This window comes from Pedobacter chitinilyticus, from assembly GCF_003313385.1.
Taxonomy (GTDB): domain Bacteria; phylum Bacteroidota; class Bacteroidia; order Sphingobacteriales; family Sphingobacteriaceae; genus Pedobacter; species Pedobacter chitinilyticus.
Genome location: NZ_QMHN01000006.1, coordinates 214,919 through 235,259, shown reverse-complemented (window position 1 = coordinate 235,259; position 20,341 = coordinate 214,919). Strand labels below are relative to the sequence as shown.

Annotated in this window: 19 protein-coding genes; 7 read left to right on the top strand and 12 right to left on the bottom strand. The window is 39.4% G+C overall.

What is annotated here, in order from left to right:
• Window position 1: 1 nt before the first annotated feature.
• The 6 genes from DUT70_RS17890 to DUT70_RS17865 form a co-directional block, all read right to left on the bottom strand.
• Entirely contained in the window at window positions 2-1,198 is a 1,197-nt protein-coding gene (locus DUT70_RS17890) for an aspartate aminotransferase family protein (protein WP_113648733.1), read from the bottom strand.
• A 103-nt stretch (window positions 1,199-1,301) separates the two neighbouring features.
• A complete protein-coding gene (locus tag DUT70_RS17885) occupies window positions 1,302-1,757 on the bottom strand; it encodes a periplasmic heavy metal sensor (protein ID WP_113648732.1) in 456 nt (151 codons plus the stop codon).
• A 70-nt stretch (window positions 1,758-1,827) separates the two neighbouring features.
• Window positions 1,828-2,439 carry a hypothetical protein gene (locus DUT70_RS17880; RefSeq protein ID WP_113648731.1) on the bottom strand — a complete coding sequence of 204 codons (612 nt, stop codon included), beginning with the start codon at window positions 2,437-2,439 and terminating at the stop codon, window positions 1,828-1,830.
• A gap of 39 nt (window positions 2,440-2,478) precedes the next feature.
• Window positions 2,479-3,030, bottom strand: a complete 552-nt coding sequence (locus DUT70_RS17875) for an RNA polymerase sigma factor (RefSeq protein WP_113648730.1) — start codon at window positions 3,028-3,030, stop codon at window positions 2,479-2,481.
• 3 nt (window positions 3,031-3,033) lie between these two features.
• Window positions 3,034-3,993 (bottom strand): transketolase family protein, encoded by a 960-nt coding sequence (locus DUT70_RS17870; RefSeq protein WP_113648729.1) that lies wholly within the window; start codon window positions 3,991-3,993, stop codon window positions 3,034-3,036.
• Between the two features lie 133 nt (window positions 3,994-4,126).
• Window positions 4,127-4,972 carry a transketolase gene (locus tag DUT70_RS17865; protein WP_113648728.1) on the bottom strand — a complete coding sequence of 282 codons (846 nt, stop codon included), beginning with the start codon at window positions 4,970-4,972 and terminating at the stop codon, window positions 4,127-4,129.
• 225 nt (window positions 4,973-5,197) lie between these two features.
• On the opposite strand from DUT70_RS17865, the gene DUT70_RS21230 reads away from it, so the two are divergent.
• Genes DUT70_RS21230 through DUT70_RS17845 form a run of 4 tightly spaced genes read left to right on the top strand, consistent with a single transcriptional unit; the run spans window position 5,198 to window position 11,287 of the window.
• A complete protein-coding gene (locus DUT70_RS21230; RefSeq protein ID WP_128353386.1) occupies window positions 5,198-7,126 on the top strand; it encodes a collagen-like domain-containing protein in 1,929 nt (642 codons plus the stop codon).
• Window positions 7,123-8,316: a gliding motility-associated C-terminal domain-containing protein gene (locus tag DUT70_RS17855; RefSeq protein ID WP_113648727.1), complete on the top strand. Its 1,194-nt coding sequence runs from the start codon at window positions 7,123-7,125 to the stop codon at window positions 8,314-8,316. Before DUT70_RS21230 ends, DUT70_RS17855 begins: the two co-directional genes overlap by 4 nt.
• A 4-nt stretch (window positions 8,317-8,320) precedes the next feature.
• The gene (locus DUT70_RS17850; protein WP_162926661.1) at window positions 8,321-9,295 is read left to right on the top strand and encodes a PorP/SprF family type IX secretion system membrane protein; all 975 of its coding nucleotides are present in this window, start codon (window positions 8,321-8,323) and stop codon (window positions 9,293-9,295) included.
• A gap of 12 nt (window positions 9,296-9,307) precedes the next feature.
• Complete coding sequence (locus tag DUT70_RS17845) at window positions 9,308-11,287, top strand: OmpA family protein (RefSeq protein ID WP_113648725.1); 1,980 nt, start codon at window positions 9,308-9,310, stop codon at window positions 11,285-11,287.
• A gap of 138 nt (window positions 11,288-11,425) precedes the next feature.
• Here the strand turns inward: DUT70_RS17845 and bcp are convergent, their stop codons facing one another.
• Genes bcp through DUT70_RS17825 form a run of 4 tightly spaced genes read right to left on the bottom strand, consistent with a single transcriptional unit; the run spans window position 11,426 to window position 14,825 of the window.
• Window positions 11,426-11,887 (bottom strand): thioredoxin-dependent thiol peroxidase, encoded by a 462-nt coding sequence (gene bcp, locus DUT70_RS17840; protein WP_113648724.1) that lies wholly within the window; start codon window positions 11,885-11,887, stop codon window positions 11,426-11,428.
• A 43-nt stretch (window positions 11,888-11,930) separates the two neighbouring features.
• Window positions 11,931-13,658, bottom strand: coding sequence for a M23 family metallopeptidase (locus DUT70_RS17835; RefSeq protein WP_113648723.1), 1,728 nt, complete (start codon window positions 13,656-13,658; stop codon window positions 11,931-11,933).
• Window positions 13,659-13,661: 3 nt separating this feature from the next.
• Entirely contained in the window at window positions 13,662-14,273 is a 612-nt protein-coding gene (locus tag DUT70_RS17830) for a fumarylacetoacetate hydrolase family protein (protein WP_113648722.1), read from the bottom strand.
• Window positions 14,274-14,303: 30 nt separating this feature from the next.
• Window positions 14,304-14,825 (bottom strand): T9SS type A sorting domain-containing protein, encoded by a 522-nt coding sequence (locus DUT70_RS17825; RefSeq protein WP_240432185.1) that lies wholly within the window; start codon window positions 14,823-14,825, stop codon window positions 14,304-14,306.
• A 197-nt stretch (window positions 14,826-15,022) separates the two neighbouring features.
• Between DUT70_RS17825 and DUT70_RS17820 the strand changes: the two genes are divergently transcribed.
• Window positions 15,023-16,987: a KUP/HAK/KT family potassium transporter gene (locus tag DUT70_RS17820; RefSeq protein WP_113648721.1), complete on the top strand. Its 1,965-nt coding sequence runs from the start codon at window positions 15,023-15,025 to the stop codon at window positions 16,985-16,987.
• A gap of 245 nt (window positions 16,988-17,232) precedes the next feature.
• Here DUT70_RS17820 and DUT70_RS17815 read toward each other — a convergent pair whose 3' ends face one another.
• Complete coding sequence (locus DUT70_RS17815; protein WP_113648720.1) at window positions 17,233-18,090, bottom strand: UbiA-like polyprenyltransferase; 858 nt, start codon at window positions 18,088-18,090, stop codon at window positions 17,233-17,235.
• Between the two features lie 20 nt (window positions 18,091-18,110).
• Complete coding sequence (gene yihA, locus DUT70_RS17810; RefSeq protein ID WP_113648719.1) at window positions 18,111-18,755, bottom strand: ribosome biogenesis GTP-binding protein YihA/YsxC; 645 nt, start codon at window positions 18,753-18,755, stop codon at window positions 18,111-18,113.
• A gap of 119 nt (window positions 18,756-18,874) precedes the next feature.
• Between yihA and ubiE the strand changes: the two genes are divergently transcribed.
• Entirely contained in the window at window positions 18,875-19,603 is a 729-nt protein-coding gene (gene ubiE, locus DUT70_RS17805) for a bifunctional demethylmenaquinone methyltransferase/2-methoxy-6-polyprenyl-1,4-benzoquinol methylase UbiE (RefSeq protein WP_113648718.1), read from the top strand.
• The gene (porT, locus tag DUT70_RS17800) at window positions 19,600-20,334 is read left to right on the top strand and encodes a type IX secretion/gliding motility protein PorT/SprT (RefSeq protein WP_113648717.1); all 735 of its coding nucleotides are present in this window, start codon (window positions 19,600-19,602) and stop codon (window positions 20,332-20,334) included. Before ubiE ends, porT begins: the two co-directional genes overlap by 4 nt.
• Window positions 20,335-20,341: the final 7 nt, after the last annotated feature.

Here is a 20,341-nt window from a genome sequence, read left to right as displayed (position 1 = left end):
GCTATTTTGAGGGGCAAATTTTCTCTATATTTCTTAAAATAATGTCGCACGCTGCCTTGATTTCATCCTCGGTAATGGTGAGGGGGGGAGCAATACGCATGGCATCACTACAATGCAAAAACCAGTCGGTAATAATGCAGTCTTCAATGCAGGCATCAATAATTGCTTTATTAATCTCAAAACTATCAAAACTTACGGCAAGCATCAAGCCTTTGCCGCGTATTTCGTTAATCGCTGGATGTTGTAACAGTTCTTTGAATAAATTGCCTTTTGCTTCAACGTCAGCTACAATATTTTCATCTAACAGCGTGTTTAAGGTAGCTAGTCCAGCAGCACAACACACGGGATGGCCGCCAAAAGTAGTCATATGGCCTAAGATGGGGTTAAAGGATAATACCGACATGATTTCTGCCGAACTGATAAAAGCACCAATAGGCATTCCACCGCCAATACCTTTGGCTAAAAGAAGGATATCTGGGGTAACACCATAATGCTCAAAGGCAAACATTTTTCCAGTTCTACCAAAACCTGTTTGGATTTCATCGAATATCAAAAGTGTACCAGTGGCCAAACATCTTGCTTTTAAAGCTTCCATAAAAGCTTGGTCAGCTACCCTCACGCCAGCCTCGCCTTGTATAGGTTCAATAAAAACAGCGGCAGTTTGGTCGGTAATTTTTGTTAAATCGGCAATATGGTTGTGGGAGATAAAATCTACATGTGGCAAAAACGGACCGTAGCCAGCAGAGTAGAAATCGCTTTCCATCAAGCTTTCTGCGCCTTGTGTGCTGCCGTGGTAGGCATTTTTGCAGGCAATAAAGCCTTTTCTTCCCGTATATCTTTTGGCCAATTTCATGGCTCCCTCTACCGCTTCGGCACCAGAGTTCACAAAATAAGTGCAGTTAAGTTGCTCAGGTAAAACCGAAGCTAAAGCAGTAGCAAAATTAACCTGCGGGCTTTGTACAAACTCGCCATAAACCATCAAGTGCATGTAGGTTTCAACTTGTTTTTGCACGGCTGTCACCACGTTAGGATGGCAATGGCCAACGTTGCTTACCCCAATGCCAGCAATTAAATCGATGTAAGCTTTTCCTTCTTTATTATATAGGTTCACTCCCTGGGCTTTCACAAATTCAAGCATTAATGGAGTGGTAGAAGTTTGAGCGTTATGTTTTAAAAAAAGTTGTCGTTGGGTAAGCATGTTGCAAAAGTAGCGGATTTAAGGCTCATTTTTTTGGAAATGATGTCAAATAAAAAAGGACGCCTTTTAAAAGACGTCCTCTTCGGTTAATCATTTGTGCAACCTAATTCGTTTGAGGTGCAGGCATTGCTGCCCTATACTGTTGTAATATTTCTTTCTTGAATGCTTCTTGTGCCCTGTAAAACTTTCCTACCGTTTTAATAGGTAAGCTCGATTTAAACTTGTTGTAGTATTTGCGTTCAATATTTAAATCTCGTTGTCTGAAGTTGAAATCGTTTAAAATCAGCGTTTGAATTTCTTCGTCGTCTAAATCTTCAATCTCCTTCAGTTTTCTAAAGCTAATCATCTTCTGCATCCGTTCTTTTCTCAAGGTGGATTGCTCTCTCACATAGTCATTGTAGATAGGCCAAAAAATCTTTGCATCTTCGGCAGATAAATCCAGCTTTGTGGTTAGCCAAGCCACTTTTCTGGCTTCCATTTTTTCACCACCCATTTTAGGCCCTTGTGCTGAAGCTAAAAAAGGAGCGAAGATTAATAGTGCAAAAACAAAGTTTTTCATCTGTTTATATTATTATTATTATTATTTGATTGTGTTAAATGGGCTTTGATGACGACCATCTGGCCCAGATTTATAAATTATTAGATAAGTCTGTAGTGGAGAAATTATCTAAAATATAGTCTTCCATTTCACTGTCGGTAACATTAGCCGTTTTCCCATGCTGTGCCTCCTGAACATATTCAATAATGACACTTTCGTCAATGTCATATAATAATTGCTCTTTGGCAAGTTCGGTTTTTCGTAATTGATGGCTTTGATACTGTTTGTTGGCAAACCAACCTGTGGTAGACATAATCACCAAACAAGCGGCAACCGCATATTTAAACAATGGTTGATGCCACAGTTTTACTGATTTTTTAGGGCTGATGGTTTTAGCGGTAATATTTTGTTGCAATTGCTCAAAATATCCATCAGGAACACCGAAACCTTGTTGCTCATCTACAAACGTTGATAATTTAGCTTGAGCAATGATTTGCTCGCTAAGGGTTTCGAAATAATTTGCTGGAGTGGTAAAACCATTGCCTGTTGATTTTTCCAACGAACTCATAAATACAGACTGATTGATCCGCTCCTCAAGTTCCTCAAAATAATTTGTTGGAACTGTAAAGGGGTTAGACTTTTTCAGTTTCGCTAGTTGTGGCGCTTCGTTTTCCCATTCCATATTTTCGGCCATTTTACTCATTCGTATTTATTGATGTTTTTTTAGGCAAAAGGTTTAATTTCAATCTTGATTTATTAAAATTGCTTCGATTTTTTTGACCGCAATATGGAACGATGCTTTTAAAGCGCCTACTGTGGTACCCAAAACCTCCGAGATTTCTTCATACTTCATGTCATCAAAATATTTCATGTTGAAGATAATACGTTGCTTTTCGGGAAGCGTAAGGATGGCTTCTTGTAGTTTTCGCTGAATTTTATCACCGTCAAAGTGCGAAGAAGAAGCAAGTGTTTCTGCCAATTCAGAATTTACTTCATCTAAAGAAACATTGTTCCTGTTTTTTTTCTTGTTAAGGAAGGTGATGGACTCGTTGGTAGCAATCCGATAAATCCAAGTATATAGTTGGGAGTCGCTGCGAAACGAATGCAGGTTTTTCCAAACCTTTACAAAAGTTTCCTGAACAAGGTCATCGGCATCGTCGTGGTCGATGACCAAACGTCTGATATGCCAATAGATTTTTTGCTGATATTTTTGTAAAAGCAAGTTGAAGGCGTTATTTCGAGTTTTTTCATCCTGAAATTTCGAGAGAATCTCTGCGTCTTCAACTTGCTTCATAGGTTATTTAGATTTTCTAGCCATTGCTTTTTGAGCAGCTGCTACGATATCTGAAGGATCTAACTTGTATTTTGTCATCAACTGATCAGGTGTTGCACTTTCTCCGAAGCTGTCATTAACCGCTACAAACTCTTGTGGAGCCAAATAAGTAGAGGTTAAGAAACGAGCAACACTCTCTCCTAAACCGCCAAATTTATTATGCTCTTCGCAAGTCACAATACAACCTGTTTTCTTTACAGACTTTAAGATGGCTTCTTCGTCCAAAGGTTTAATGGTATGGATATTTATAATTTCAGCATCGATGCCTAATTTCTCTAACTCCTCACCAGCTTGTATTGCTCTCCAAACCATGTGGCCTGTTGCTACGATAGTTACATCAGTACCTTCATTCACCATCCAAGCTTTGCCAATTTCAAATTTTTGGTCTTCTGGCGTGAATACAGGGATTACTGGACGACCAAAGCGTAAATAAACAGGACCTTCGTGTTCCATAATGGCTAAGGTTGCTGCTTTGGTTTGGTTGTAATCACAAGGATTAATTACAGTCATTCCTGGCAACATTTTCATTAAGCCAATATCTTCAAGAATTTGGTGAGTTGCACCGTCTTCACCTAGTGTTAAGCCAGCGTGAGAAGCACAGATTTTTACATTCTTGCCAGAGTAAGCAATAGATTGACGGATTTGGTCGTAAACCCTACCAGTAGAGAAATTAGCAAAAGTTCCTGTAAATGGAATTTTTCCGCCAATGGTTAAACCAGCGGCAATACCCATCATGTTAGCTTCTGCAATACCTACTTGGAAAAAGCGCTCAGGAAAATCTTTGATAAAAGCATCCATTTTAAGTGAGCCAACTAAATCGGCACAAAGAGCAACTACATTTTCGTTTCTTTTTCCCGCCTCATGCAAGCCAGCTCCAAAACCAGAACGGGTGTCTTTTTTATCTGTGTAAGTGTATTTTTTCATTTTTGTTGAGATATAAGAGGTGAGATTGGTTTAGGTTATAGTGCTAAATCTTTTCTCAAATCTATCTTGTTTAAATATACGATAAAGGATGCCTCGTATGAGTCGCATCTATTATCTAATAATAAAAATCTGATTAGTAATCCCCTAGGGTTTCTTTAATTTGTCCAAGGGCATTGGCTAATTGCTCGTCACTTGGAGCAGAACCGTGCCATTTGTGAGTGCCCACCATAAAGTCAACACCGTAGCCCATTTGGGTACTCATCAAGTTTAAAATAGGTTTTCCTTTTCCAGTTAATGATTTTGCATACTCTAACGATTTTAGGATTTCTTCCATATCGTTACCATTAGAAGTAATTACATGCCAACCGAAAGCTTCAAATTTAGCTTGTAGGTTTTCCAAAGAAAGTACTTTCTCGGTAGGACCATCAATTTGCTGACCGTTGTAGTCAATGCTTGCAATAATGTTATCCACTTTGTTGTGCGGAGCAAACATAAATGCTTCCCAGTTTTGGCCTTCTTGTAATTCCCCATCTCCCAAAAGGGCAAAAACCAATGATTTGTCACCATCAATTTTTTTGGCAAGTGCAGCGCCAATAGCAACTGATAAACCTTGCCCTAACGATCCAGAAGCAATACGAACACCTGGTAGCCCTTCGTGGGTGGTTGGGTGTCCTTGTAATCTCGAATCCAGTTTTCTAAAAGTGCTTAATTCACTTACGTTGAAATATCCTGACCTAGCTAACACGCTATACCAAACTGGTGAAATATGTCCGTTTGATAAAAAGAAAAGGTCTTCGTTTTTACCATCCATGTCAAATTTCGGGTTATGGTTCAACACCTCGAAATATAAAGCTGTAAAGAAGTCTGCACAGCCCAAAGATGCACCTGGGTGCCCAGACTGTACCGCATGTACCATTCTAAGGATATCTCTCCTTACTTGGGAAGCGATATCTTCTAGTTCACTGATTGTATGTTTCATCCAAAAAAAATAATTGTTGTAATAGTAACAAAGTTAATTTAAATATCCGTTTGCCAATTATTTAGGCCTTGTTTTTTGTCTATAATGTCATTTTTTTGCTGTCATAGTTTTCCACAATTTTCCAATTTTGATAAAATAAATGTTGATAAGTTTGTTATAGTCATAAATATATTCTTATTTTGAGTAGGTAATTACCCAAAAATCAACAGATAAACGTTTTCGCTTATGAGAATTTCTACTTTTTTAACATTTCTGTTTTTCTCATCTTTTGCCTATGCCCAAAATGGCTCGGTAGGTATTGGTACGGAAAAGCCTAACACTAAATCAGTTCTGGAGATCTATTCCACCGAAAAAGGTTTGTTGATTCCCCGCTTAACTGAAGTTCAACGAAACGCTTTACAGGCTGTTGGGGTAACTAATGCCTCCATTAATGGTTTGTTGATTTATAATACTACCACTAATAAATTCAATACTTGGAATTTAGATAAGTGGGAAGAAATTGGTTCGGCAGGGGCAAAAGGTGATAAAGGTGAAACGGGTAGTCAGGGTATTCCAGGTATTAACGGAGCGAGCTGGTCAAACGGTACGCTCAATCCACCTACGGCAGCTACAGAGCCAGCAGGTTCTAGAAATGGTGACTACTACCTTAATAATAGTAACGGCAAAGTATTTATCAGAGATGGCGGTGTTTGGAAAGAAGTGGCCAATTTAACGACAGGTGTGGTAGGTCCCGCGGGTCCAATTGGTCCTGCAGGCGCACAATGGTATAATGGTACACTTAATCCACCAAATGCTGGTACAGAACCTGCAAGTACAAAAGAGGGTGATCTTTATTTGAATAATAATACTGGTAATGTTTTTAAAAAGCAGGTAGATGGTACTTGGACCGTGCTTGCCAACCTGACTACTGGAGTGGTTGGACCTCAGGGGCCTAAGGGTGATGTGGGTGCAACGGGTCCTCAAGGTTCACAGGGAATAAAGGGAGACCAGGGTAATACGGGAGCTACAGGTCCACAAGGACCTATTGGCTTAACTGGTGCCCAAGGCCCACAGGGTGCTAAAGGTGATGTTGGCGCTACTGGTCCGCAAGGTATTCAAGGCCCAGTTGGTCCTCAAGGGGCTGCTGGTCCGAAAGGAGATAAAGGTGACGTTGGGGCAAAGGGAGATAAAGGTGATGTGGGTGCCACTGGTCCGCAGGGTCCTCAAGGTTTAAAAGGTGATACTGGAGATAAAGGTGATAAAGGCGATGTTGGAGCAGTAGGTCCGCAAGGCCCTATTGGTTTAACGGGCCCACAGGGAGCCAAAGGCGATGCAGGCGATAAAGGCGATGTTGGAGCAGTAGGTCCGCAAGGCCCTATTGGTTTAACGGGCCCACAGGGAGCCAAAGGCGATGCAGGCGATAAAGGAGATGTTGGAGCGGTAGGTCCGCAAGGTCCTATTGGCTTAACAGGTCCACAAGGTGCCAAAGGTGATACGGGTGATGTTGGTCCACAAGGCCCAGCTGGAGCAACGGGAGCTACGGGTCCACAAGGCGCTCAGGGTCCACAGGGTGATAAAGGGGATAAGGGCGATGCGGGTAATCCAGGAGCAACTGGTCCTCAAGGTGCACAAGGTCCCGCTGGCCCGCAAGGTATTCAAGGCCCAAAAGGGGATCAAGGTGACCCTGGAGAACAAGGTCCTGCAGGTCCGCAAGGTCCTTCGGGAAGTACTACTGCTTGGTTAAGAACAGGTAATGGTGCTGGAAGCATTGGAGGTACCACAAATCCTGGGGTGAATGCAGACTTCTTAGGAACGACCGATAGTAAGGAATTAATTATTGCTTCGAACCGAGTAGAAGGTATAAGGGTTGCTACTGATGGTAAAGTTAGAATTGGTGTAAATGGCTCAAGCATTACTTCAATTTCTAAAGGTTCATTTTCTATAGATTTGCCCAGCATCAATGCTAAGGCTTCTCATAAACAAAACTTTACACTTAATGGAGTAGAGGTTGGTGCTAGTGTAGCAGTTTCTTCGAGTATTGAGTTGCCAGATGGGTTAATTATTGCCTATGCAAGGGTGGTGAGTGCCAACACCATTGAAGTTAAATTTATTAATGTCAGTGATAACCCAATAGATCTGTCTTTGGCTACGTTCCACATTAGTGCTGTGCTATGATAACGAAAAAACTTTCTGGTATTTTTCTCGTTGCCACCATACTCTTGATGAGTGGAGGAAATGTTTTTGCCCAATTGGTAAATAATGGGGCTAAGATATTTATTGACCAGAACGCCCTGCTGTATGTGGGGGATAAAGCGATTCATAACTATGGGTCGATATTGAATAATGGGGAAATGATTGTTGAGGGTGATTGGGTAAACAATAGATCGACGGTTTTTGCATTAGAATCAAATGGTAAAGTAATTTTTACTGCAAAACGAGCTACTTTCTCAGGGGCTGGTACTACGAGTTTTCCTAGGTTGGTGTTTAGTGGACTAGGAATTTTTGAGGTGAAGAGTAATGTAGATGTGAGGCTATCGCTGGATTTAGGCGATGCCGAAGTTCATTTAGATGATAGCCAGCTTCATTTAGATAATAGCGGATCCAGTTTATTTCGAAACAAAGGTTTTATCAGCACGCTTGGTAGCGGTCAATTTGTGCGATACATGGATGCGGGCCAAGAGTATGTTTTTCCTTTGGGTTCAAGTAAGCTTGGCATTATGAGGTTTGTGGCGATTAAGTCTAAAGATGCCAGTGTGATTGGGGCATCATTCTATGATAAAGATCCGTCTGTTGACGGTTATAGCAGGTTTAGCAAAGAAAATGCCATCGTTGGTGTTAATGATAGTTACTACCACGTTTTAAAGAATTGGAAGGGTAGTGGTGCGGTGGACGTAAGTTTCTATACTGCTGGCACCGAAAAATATACCACCTTGGTGAATTGGACCACTAAGAGTACTTGGGACAGGGTATTTCCTGTAAGTACACAAGATAATAGCAGTTTCTTTCCTGGGTTGAGCAAGTCATTCGCTTCGCAAGGGGTAAAGTTGATGAGTGGTGTAGATGTTCCCTTTGCATTTGCCGAAGTAACGAATGCGGGGCCACTTGAAATCTATAATGCTTTCTCACCAGATGGTGATGGCAAGAACGATACTTGGGAGGTGAAAAATATTGATGCTTTTCCTGATAACGACTTAAAGATTTTTGATCGTTCAGGTAATTTGGTGTATCGAATGGGCGGCTATCATTCCTCTAAATATTGGGATGGGCAAAACGCTAGTTCGGGTACTTATTTTTATGTTTTAAGAGTAAAAATAGATGGTAAGGATCAATTTTTTAAAGGATCTATCACCATGGTTAAAAACTAAAGTAATGAAAAGATTTTTACTCCAAATTTTGATTGTCATTTGTCCTTTTGTGGCAAAATCTCAAAATGAGGTGACTTATAGCCAATATATGTTCAACAATTTGTTGGTCAATCCTGCGTATGCAGGCTATAAGGAAGATCTAAACATCAATCTTCTTAGCCGTAACCAATGGGTTGGCGTAAAGGGAGCGCCTACTACACAATCGCTCATCGTGGATGGCGCCTTTTTTCATAATAACAATGTTGGGTTAGGGCTTTCCATTTTAAACGATAGGGTAGGGATACAGGGACAAACGGCGGTAATGGCAAATTATGCTTATCGCTTACCTGTTGGTGAAGAGGGACGACTAAGTTTTGGTATAGGTGTAGGGGCTGTACAGTTCTCGTTAAATAGTGATAAAGCAATTATTGGAGACCAAACGGACCCATCTTTCAACGGAGTACAAAATTACATCTCTCCTGATGCAAAAATTGGGGTACATTACAGTGATAATGTTTTTTATGCAGGGCTTTCGGCAAATAACTTGCTCACCACTGCACTGAATAAAAATAATCAACGTGCAAGATTTATCATTTTGCCACCTATCCACATGTTCTTAACAGCGGGAGCAATTTTAAATGTTAATGACGATGTGAAGTTTAAGCCTTCAATAATGTTGCGTGATGACCCCAATACTATGGGTAATTTCGATGTAAACGCATCTTTTTTATTTAAGGATGTACTGTGGATAGGAGGCTCTTACAGAGTGGGTGTGGATATGTGGAAAAAAACTAACAATTTAAATGGGACTTTTCAACAAAATTCGCTTGTTGGATTAGTTGAAGTTTATGTTGCCAAAAAGTTTAGGATTGGATATGCTTATGATTACGGTTTGTCGGAATTAAATTCATATTCATCTGGTAGCCACGAAATATCTTTGGGCTTAGTAATTGGAAAAAACTACAGAAACAATACTTTAACTACTCCGCGGTACTTCTAACGCAGAGTTTCTATGACATTTAAAAAGTTTTACAGGGTTTCGGCTCTTTTCTTGCTCATTTATCTCCTGCCTTCGGTATTATTTTCTGACGATATAAAGGAAGCCGATAAGCTTTATAGGCAACTCGACTATAAATATGCACTTGAGATTTATGATAAGATCATGAAGACCAATCCTAGCATGGACGTAGCCCAAAAAATTGCCAACTGCTATAGATTTATCAATAATGCCGAAGCCGCTGAGATTTGGTATAAAAAGACATTGAGCTATCCCGATGCTTCAGCGGATAATTACAAATACTTAGCGGATGCCCTAAAGCAAAACGGGAAGTTTGATGAGGCTGCTATTAACTATACTACCTGGGGACAAAAAACTCCAGCGCAAGCTAAAGAGGCAGAGAAACAAGCGAACATTTGCGGCGTAGCAAAAATTTGGGCCGAAAATCCAGACATAGGTGCTTTTGTGGAAAGTGAAATTGGTCTTAACTCCGAAAACTCTGACTTTAGTCCAGCTAAATTCGGTTCTAAAATCCTTTTCATTTCAGATCGTTGGCAAAAAAATAAAAAAGGACAGGAAGTGTACGGGTGGACAGGTAATCCTTATTTGAAAATATATAGTGCCACGCCTTCTTCTAAGCAAGTGGATATCTTAAAAGGTTCTATCAATAAAGGTTTCCATAGCGGTCCAGTAGCGGTATACCCAAGTTTGGACACGCTTATTTTTACCAGATCGGTATTGGCGAGCAATAAAAAGGCGAAACTGGGAGAGGTAGGAAAGCAATACCTATTGATTGCGGTTAAAAAAGGGGATGAATGGATAGAAAAAGATAAACTGCCTTTTAATAGCGGAGGTACATTTTCAGTACAGCATCCAGCTTTGTCACCTGATGGAAAGCTTTTGTATTTCGCTTCTGATATGCCTGGTGGATTTGGTGGCATGGACTTGTATTACAGCGAAAAATTGGCGAACGGAAGTTGGAGTCAGCCTGTAAATTGTGGCAACCAAATCAATACTCCTCAAGATGATGTTTTCCCGACCGTTAGAAATGATGGTAAATTCTACTTTGCTTCAAAAGGTCATATCGGGATGGGTGGTTTGGATATTTTTTCCGCGATAGGTAGTCGCAATAGCTTTAAAGATATAGAAAATTTAAGAGCGCCACTTAATTCTCCGAAAGACGATTTTGGTGTTTTATTTAATGATGATAACAAAACGGGCTATCTTTCGAGTAATAGAAATGGTGGCGTAGGACTAGATGATATTTATAGATTTGCTACGGGCGTTAAAGCCGAGCCGAAATCTCAAGAGAAGATTTATGCGGTAAATGGCGCTGTGGTTGAAAAAGGTACTAACCAACCAATTGCTGGCTTAGAAATCTTATTGCTCAACAAAGATAAAGGAACTCAAAGTACTGTTATTTCTGATGCCAATGGCAAGTTTGCCTTCACTTTGGATAAAGAGACAGATTACGTTGTAAAAGGAAATCCTCAACAATATTTTACCAGCCAAACTGGCGAAATCTCTACCAAAGGCATTAATCAGTCTACCATTTACGATATTAAATTTGAGTTGGAAAGAGCTAAGGGTGTTTTTACGGTAAAGCTTAACAACATTTTTTACGATTTTAATAAATGGAACATTAGACCAGATGCCGTAGGAGATTTGAATAAAGTAAATGCCTTTATGCTAAATATGCCTAACGTGAAGATGGAGCTGGTTGCCCATACCGATGCCAGAGGTAAAGCGGCTTATAATCAAATGTTGTCTGAAAAGAGAGCTAACAGCGCTATGGATTACTTGCTGAACAAAGGGGTAGCCGCAGACCGATTGACAGCGATTGGTAAAGGTGAAACGGAATTGCTTAACCAATGTGCTGACGGCGTAAAGTGTACCGAAGCGCAGCATCAGCTTAACCGCCGCACTGAATTTAAAATTGTGAAGGTTATACCAGTAATGGCCTTAGTTAAAAATGATAAACAACAGATGAACTAACTTAAATACACACATAAATCTGAAATCCTTTCCAGTTTTTGGGAAGGATTTTTTTTGGGTTGTATTAGGAGAGAGGGAAGACTTACGAAGTTTCTAAAACTTCGTAAGTCTATAATGTTCTTAAGTCTTTAAAAGACCCTATTTCAACAATTCCAACACCTGCGCGGTAGAATTTTTAGTATCTACTTTTTTGATGATGTGAGCAATGTTGCCTTCTTCGTCAATGACAAAAGTAGCACGGTTGGTACCCATGTATTTTTTGCCATACATGTTTTTTTCGCCCCAAACGCCATAAGCTTCTACAATGTTTTTATCGGTATCAGCCAAAAGCGTGAATGGCAAATTGTGCTTGGTAATAAATTTTTGGTGTGATTTTTCATCATCTACACTTACGCCAAGGACTTCGATGCCCTTTGCTTGTAAACCTTGGTAGTTGTCTCTAAAATCACAAGCCTCTGCAGTGCAACCAGGGGTGTCATCTTTTGGATAAAAATATAAAACCACTTTCTTGCCCTTAAACTGGTCGAGGGTAATGGTATTTCCGTTTTGGTCTTTTGCAGAAAACGCAGGCGCTTTATCGCCTTCTTTTAATGTGCTCATATTTTTTATGGTTGAATGATGAAGTTTCGAATGAATGGTTTAATTACCTGTAAAACTCAATAGCGTATCTCTTTGTATTGTCTTTCATATCAACAACAAGTAACTCAAAAGTATGTTTACCAGTGGTTGTTTTTTCATCGAAGTTATGCCAAAGGCTGGCTGTTTTAGTATCAAATTCCATCAATACCCATTTGCCATCGATATAGCCGTTAAAGCTTTTGATGCCAGAAAGGTTATCGCTTATCCTAAAACTCATTTTGCTGAGGCCTGCCATATTTTTTCCGTTAGCAATGTTTACGGGAACGATGTTAGGGGCAATGGTATCGATAGCGATAAAAAAGTTGCCGAAGTTACGAGGCTTGGTTTTTACCCAACCGTTTTCGAAATAGCCACCCTGTGATGAACGATTGCTGTTAACAATGAGCGCTTTGCTTTGGTATTTGGTTAATGCGCTATCGGCTTTTATCCAAAGCTCAAAGCCAGTGTGTAATGGCGTAAAGGTGTTTTGGATGTTGTGAATTTCGGAAAAGGCATTTTGCTGCGGCTTGGCAGTTTTTTTATAAATGAAATTAAGGTCGTTGTACAAGGTGCCTTTGGGCAAAATTACTTTTACCTCGTTATTGCTAAATTCATTTTGTTTGTTGTAACTAAACAGCGTGCCAGCAGGTAAATCAGGGGTGTTAATCACTGCTTTGGCGTCTGCAAGCACGTTAAATGCTAAAGTGCTTTTATTCCCCCGTGCATCTGTAATGGTGTATTTAACGGCATGTAGCTTGCCATCGTTAAAGGTAATGCGACCATTGTTAACCAAGTTGAAATAAATCTGTAGTGGATTTCCTGGATCTACAAAGCTTTTTTGGATGCTCTGTTTGGTGCGTAGATAAGTGGGGTAATCAATATGCGAATTGATAGCTTTGCTATTGTCGAAGGTAAAACGCTCCAGTGCAGAGGTATAAACGGTAATATCGTCTACCGCTAGTTCAATAGAATAAACACCATTATTGCCCGATGCCCCATTGTGTCTGTCGTTAACTACAATGGCAAAACCGACTTCGCCATTTAAATGGATAGTGCTTACTTGGTTCAGTTTATAAGTTCCTTTACCGCCCGTCACTTGGAAATATTGCTTAGGGGTAACCTCATTAAATGGCTTGCCATTTAGGCGGTAAACATACATAGCATGAATGACGGGGGGGATATTGTCGGGAATGCTGATGCCCAACAATTGAGGATTAATCGTAGCTTCGGTTTTGCTATCTCTTATTTCGAAATGCAAATGCGGCCCTCCAGAACTACCCGTATTGCCTGTGTAAGCAATTACTTCTCCTTTTCTAACTGGAATGAGATCGGCCGCTGGAAATTCGTCAATCTCATACGACTGCTTTTTGTATTGAGTATTTTTTACAATTTGCGCTATCTTGGGATTAAACCTAGATAAGTGCCCATAAACGGTGGTGTAGCCATTGGGGTGGTTAATATAAAGTGCTAGCCCAAAGCCACTGTTTTGTACCCTTAAACGAGAGATGAATCCGTCTGCCGGTGCATAAACTGGGTAGCCTATTCGCTGATTGGTTCTAAAGTCGATACCAGAGTGGAAGTGGTTAGCACGTAGCTCACCAAACGAACCTGCCAGTGCGGGTGGTTCGATATCCAACGGTGACCTAAAATCTGTTAATGGATAGGTGTTGTTGCTGTAGGTTTGCTGAGCTTTTGAATCAAACGAAAGGAATGCCGAAAAAACAGCAGCTAAATAGGTAATGTAATGGCGCATCTTTTACTTTATTTCGAAATTAAGGAGTTGTTTGCCTTCAAGCCAAGCTTCTAATCTGTCACCTTGGTCTACTCTTCCTACACCTTCTGGCGTTCCAGTGAAAATAAGGTCGCCTTTTTTTAGGGTGATGTATTGGGAAACGAAGGAGATAATCTTTTCAAACGAAAACAAAAGGTTTGCAGTATGCCCTAACTGTTTGGTTTCGCTATTTTTTTGTAGCTCAAACTTCAAATCGTAAAGATTGATGTAATCACTTTTTGGCAAAAAGCTGCTTACTACGGCAGAGTTGTCGAAAGCTTTGGCAAGTTCCCAAGGTAATCCTTTTTCTTTATGCTCTGCTTGGATATCCCTAGCGGTAAAATCAACCCCTAAGCCAATTTCATCATAATAGTTGGCCGCAAATTTTTCTGAAATATGTTTGCCTTCTTTACAAATCTTCAATACAATTTCTAACTCGTAATGCACATCATTAGAAAAACTAGGGATATAGAAAGGCTTATTGTCTTTTAAAACAGCGGTATCAGGCTTTAAAAAAATGATAGGCTTGGTTGGGATGGCATTATTAAGTTCTGCGGCATGTGCGGCATAGTTTCTGCCTATTGCAATGATCTTCATATTGCAAAACTAACAAAAGAAAAATTGATATTAGAGTACCGATATTTTTTTAATTACAGGTTCGCTGCCTGCCATAATGCGAAGAAAATAGATGCCTGCATTTAGTTTAGAAGGCATATTGTAGGTTTTGGTGTGCTCACCGTGAGGTAATCGTTCGTTGGTAAGTGTTACGATGTCGTTGCCTAACAAATCAGTAATTTTAATGGATAAATTGGTTTCCTTTTCCAAACGCAGGTTAATGTTTAATTGTTCTACTACTGGATTTGGGTAGATTTTAAGGACAGTAAGGTTCTTTTCGCTTTTTTCCTTGGCAGGAGCTTTGGCGTTACTTGTTGGGACTACAGAAGGTAAGTAATTATAAACATTTGGTTTGTAGGGTTGCACGCTGCCTTTAATAACTGGAAATTTAGACGCTGGTTTGGTTTTCGGTCTTAAAGAAATTCGGCTGGTATCAACTTTTTGAGCAAAAACAACAGAGCACATCAGCAAAAGCATTGCAATGAGGCATGCTATATTTAAATTGAGCGCTATTTTTACTCCGTGGGTTTTCATTAAAATGTTTCACAAAAATATAAATAATTAAACAAAGAATTCAAACAAAAGGTGGTGTAATTCTATTATTTAACAATATTTAACAAGGTATAATTTCTCCTAATTAAGCCGAGATTTTTGATAAGTTTCAGCTTTTTAATGAAATAGGTTTTTATCCTAATTATTTAATGTAATTTTGCAGTCAAATTTTTAAGTACGTGTCAAGTCATAAAAACGTTAATGCCCTCACTGCCGGAGGGTTATTAGTCACACTGGGAATAGTGTTTGGTGATATAGGGACATCTCCCCTTTATACTTTAAAAGCAATTTTTAAGTCGGTAATCGATACTGGCCAGCACATCACTCCTGATTTGGTACTTGGCGCATTGTCGTGTATCATCTGGACATTAACCCTCCAAACGACTGTAAAATATGTAATTATTACCCTTAGGGCTGATAACAAAGGTGAAGGTGGGATTTTTTCGCTCTACTCGTTGGTGCGTAAAAAGGCCAAATGGCTAGTTGTTCCAGCTATTATAGGTGGGGCAGCACTTTTAGCTGATGGGATGATTACACCAAGTATTACCGTGACATCGGCCATAGAAGGTTTGAAATTGAAGTTTCCCGAAGTACAGGTTATTCCTATTGTAATTTCTATTATCGCCCTTTTGTTTATTATCCAGCAGTTTGGAACCAACTTAGTGGGTAAGTTATTCGGACCAATCATGATGTTTTGGTTTGGTACGCTAGGGGTAATAGGTGTTTTACAAGTGATTCACGATCCTTGGATTTTTAAAGCATTGAATCCTTACTATGCCATTCATCTGATGGCTACCAATCCTGGAGCAATGTTGATATTAGGCGGTGTTTTCCTTTGTACTACTGGAGCTGAAGCACTATACAGCGATTTAGGCCACTGCGGTAGAAATAATATTCGCATCAGCTGGATTTTCGTAAAGCTGATGTTGATTCTTAATTATTTAGGACAGGGTGTTTGGGTGTTGAAAAATGCTGGAAGCTACGATCCACATGATGCGCTTTCTAATCCTTTCTTTAAGTTGGTGCCAGAAAGTATGGTGCTATATCTGGTCATTTTGGCAACTACAGCGGCGGTAATTGCATCGCAGGCCATGATTTCTGGTTCTTTTACTTTGATTTCTGAGGCTGTAAGGTTAAACCTTTGGCCAAAAGTGCGTATCAATTACCCTAGTGTGCAAAAAGGTCAATTATATGTGCCTTCTATCAATTGGTTGCTTTGTATAGGCTGTATCATTATCGTACTGGTTTTCCAAAAATCAGATAACATGGAAGGGGCCTATGGTTTGGCCATTAACCTTACTTTTTTAATGACCACCATTTTAGTGGCCGTATATATGTTAAGGAAGAAATTTCCAAAGTACTTAATTGCAATTTTTGTAATCATTTACATGGCTATTGAGCTTGCTTTCTTGGTAGGTAACATGGCTAAATTTGTACACGGCGGCTGGGTGACTTTGTTAATCAGTATGGTTTTGCTTAGCGTAATGTGGACTTGGTACGCAGCTCGTAAAATCAAAAATAGGTTTGTAAAATATGTAGAGATTGAAGATTACTACGAGATCATTAAGGAATTAAGTAACGATACATCAGTACCTAAGTTCTCGTCGCAATTGGTATATCTAACCAGTGCTAATTTCAAGACTGAGATAGAATCAAAAATTGTTTATTCCATCATTCAAAAGGAACCTAAGCGAGCCGACGTTTATTGGTTGGTGCATGTGGACGTAATGGATGAACCTTATACCATGGATTACAAAGTAGAATTTCTGATCCCTGGAAAATTGATCAGAATTGATTTTAAACTTGGTTTCAGGATAGAGCAACGCGTAAATCTATTGTACCGTAAGGTGGTTGAGGAATTGGTGAAAAACGGAGAGGTAGATATTACGAGTCAATATACTTCGCTAAATAAGCACAAAATTGCGGGCGATTTTAGATTCATCCTACTCGAAAAGCACCTGAGTAAGTTTACCAATCTGAGTTTCTACGAAGAGACCATTATGGACTACTATTTTATCCTTAAAAAGTTGAGTTTGTCTGAAGTAACCAGTTTTGGTTTAGATTCAAGCTACGTTGACGTGGAAAAAGTACCGTTGATTTTCGTAAGCCCAGACGATATTGAACTGAATAGGTTGCCTGTTTAAGTAGTGGCTAGGGATTAGGAATTAGTAGTTAGAAACTAGGGAAAGTTATCTCTTGGTGGGCAAATCTCCTATAACCTTGCGATTAAGATCTGTTGAATCAGCGGGTGTGTTAGGAATTGACCAAGAACTGGTAGTTAGAGATTAGTGGTGGAATTTAGCAAGTTTAATTTGTGGCTTGGAATCTGCTAAATCAGCGGAAAATGAGCTTATTAACCATTGATCCTTAACCATTAACCATTAAAAAACTATCTGGTTTTCAAATAAGCATCTACCAAAAAACAAATAGCAAATACCACAGAGGCATAACCGTTAGTCGTAGCAAAGGCCCTATCCACTTTACTGATGTCGTTAGGTTTGACCAAACGGTGCTGGTAAATGAGCATGGTACAGAAAAACACCACTCCAGCATAATATGGCCATCCAAAATCCATGAAGTAAATAGGCGTTATCACGCAAGCTGCCGACAATACATGTAGAAAAGACGAAAGTCTGAGTGCATTTTTACGACCTAATGCCGATGGGATAGAATGTAGTTTCTCAGAACGGTCAAAATCCTCATCCTGCAAAGCATAAATAATATCGAAACCACTTACCCAAAATAGTACTGCAAGCGAATATAAAACAGGCACAATGTTAAATTGACCTGTAACCGCAATGTAAGCGCCTATGGGAGCCAAACCTAGTCCAAGACCTAATACCAAGTGACATAAGGCCGTGAAACGTTTGGTGTAACTATAAAACAATACCACAAAAATAGCAATTGGCGACAGGTAAAAGCAAAGTGGGTTAATTAAATAGGTAGTAGCAATAAAAAGCACGCAGTTAACAATCACAAAAATGAGTGCAGCTCTCGCTGAAATTTTTCCAGAAGGAATATCTCGCATAACTGTACGAGGGTTTTTAGCATCAATATCACGGTCCAAATACCTATTGAAAGCCATCGCGGCATTACGGGCAAATACCATGCAAAGTACCACAGCCAATAATAAATACCAATTAAATGGATTAGCAGTAGTGGTTACGCCCAAAAAAAATCCAATAAAGGCAAAAGGCATTGCAAATATGGAGTGGGCAAATAAAACTAAAGAGAAAAATTTCTTCATTAACGTACTAAAAAAACGGATTACTCTGATTTGCTGGCAGAATAAAATTGAGGGTCAATTATTGGTTTTACAAAATCTTGGTTTACCTCTTGAACAAATTGCAGCAGTTTCTCTTTGCCTTGTCCTTTTTCAGCAGAGGTAACGAAAAATGGAGGTACTTCTTCAAACCAACCCAATAAGGTTTTGTTAAACTTGGCTACATTTTGATCAGTTTTTGGACCAGATTGCTTATCTGCTTTAGTGTAAACCAATGCAAAGGGAATTTGGCATTCGCCCAACCAAGAGCAAAATTCCAAATCAATTTTCTGTGGCTCCAAACGGCTATCAATTAAAACAAAAACACACTGTAGGTTCTCCCTTTTGGTAATATAAGCCCTAATGAATTTCTCCCATTTCTCTCTGCTGCTTTTAGAAACTCTTGCATAGCCATAACCTGGTAAATCCACAATGTACCATTTCTCGTTAATTAGAAAATGGTTAATTAACTGTGTCTTTCCTGGTTTCTGAGAGGTTTTTGCCAAGCCTTGCTGGTTCACCAACATGTTGATCAATGACGATTTTCCTACGTTAGAACGACCTATAAAAGCATATTCAGGCATGTCTGGTAAAGGCAAAGCCGATACTTTGGTATTACTAACTACAAAGGTTGCCGATTTAATAATCATTTTGCAAAGATAAGGTTAATTGTGAGAAACGTTTAATCGGTTAATCGATTATCAAATACAATTAACCAGTTTTTACAGTTAATCGATTAACCAAAATAACCCTATCTTTGCACAGCATTATGAATCCACAAATCACTCCATATTCTGGTACCGAAACTAAAAAAGAACAGGTGGCCAGCATGTTCAACAACATTTCTGGGACCTACGATTTCCTTAACCACTTTTTGTCTTTAGGTATTGATATCATTTGGCGTAAAAAGGCCATTAAGGAATTGTTGTCTTCCAAACCTCAAAAAATATTGGATGTGGCCACTGGAACTGGAGATTTCGCATTTGAATCCATCAAGATTTTAAAACCTCAACAAATTATTGGGGTGGATATTTCCGAAGGAATGTTAGAAGTAGCTAAGAAGAAGATTGCGGAAAGAAATTTGGGCCATGTTTTTTCAGTGCAAAAAGGTGATTCGGAAGGATTACATTTTGAAGATGATACCTTTGATGCCATCACAGTTGCTTTTGGAGTACGTAACTACGAGAACCTTGAAAAAGGGTTGGCGGATATGTTTCGAGTACTTAAACCTGGAGGTAAAGTGGTGATTTTGGAGTTTTCTAAGCCAAGAGTATTTCCTGTAAAACAGTTGTACCACTTCTATTTTAAATATGCCACACCTTTTTTTGGAGGCTTATTTTCGAAGGATAAAAAAGCTTATGCCTATTTGGAGGAGTCGGTGCAAGCATTCCCTGATGGAAAAGACTTTACCGCTTTGATGGAAAAAATTGGCTACCAGCATACCAAACACCGTTCTTTAACGTTTGGTATTAGTGCCATTTATACAGGTATTAAATGAAGAAACCTTTATTGATTCTCTTATGTTTCCTGTCTGCTAATGCTGCCAATGCCCAAAATTGGGGTGGGGGTATCGATCAACAAGATTTCAATTGGGGTTTCAGTTTCCAATATGTTCTTTCAGAATATAAAATCATTAACAAGCCTAATTGGCGACAACCTTTTATTAATACAGATCCACAGGAAGGGCCTTTAGGTCCAGTGACTCCGCCGCTAACAGGAATTCAAACTAAGCCGTCCGTAGGATTTGGAATTGGTTTCGTAGTTAATTATAAGCTTCATCCTAATGTGGATTTACGCAGCACACCCAGTTTAGTTTTTGCTGATAAATTGGTTGACTATACCTTCAGCGATGGTACAGTAAAAGACCAAAAAGTAAGTCCCGTAATTGTAGATTTACCTTTGGGCATCAAGCTGAAATCAGAACGGCGCAAGGATTTTAGAGCCTATTTGCTTTTAGGCCTTAAGTATTCGATGGATTTGGGAGCAGGTAAAAAACCAAAAGATGATGGTTTTGCTTGGAAAGAACGCATGTTGAAAAATATCGGAAAATATTCGTCTTATGAAGCCGCCATAGGTTTCGATCTTTATTTTGAATATTTTAAAATGTCGCCAGAAATTAAAGTAAGTCACTCATTTAGAGACGTTATCAAAAGAGAAGGCCATCCTTACGACACCCCTATAGACAGAGCAATTTTAAGAAATTTTACTTTCAGCTTGTTTTTTGAGTAAAGGGCTT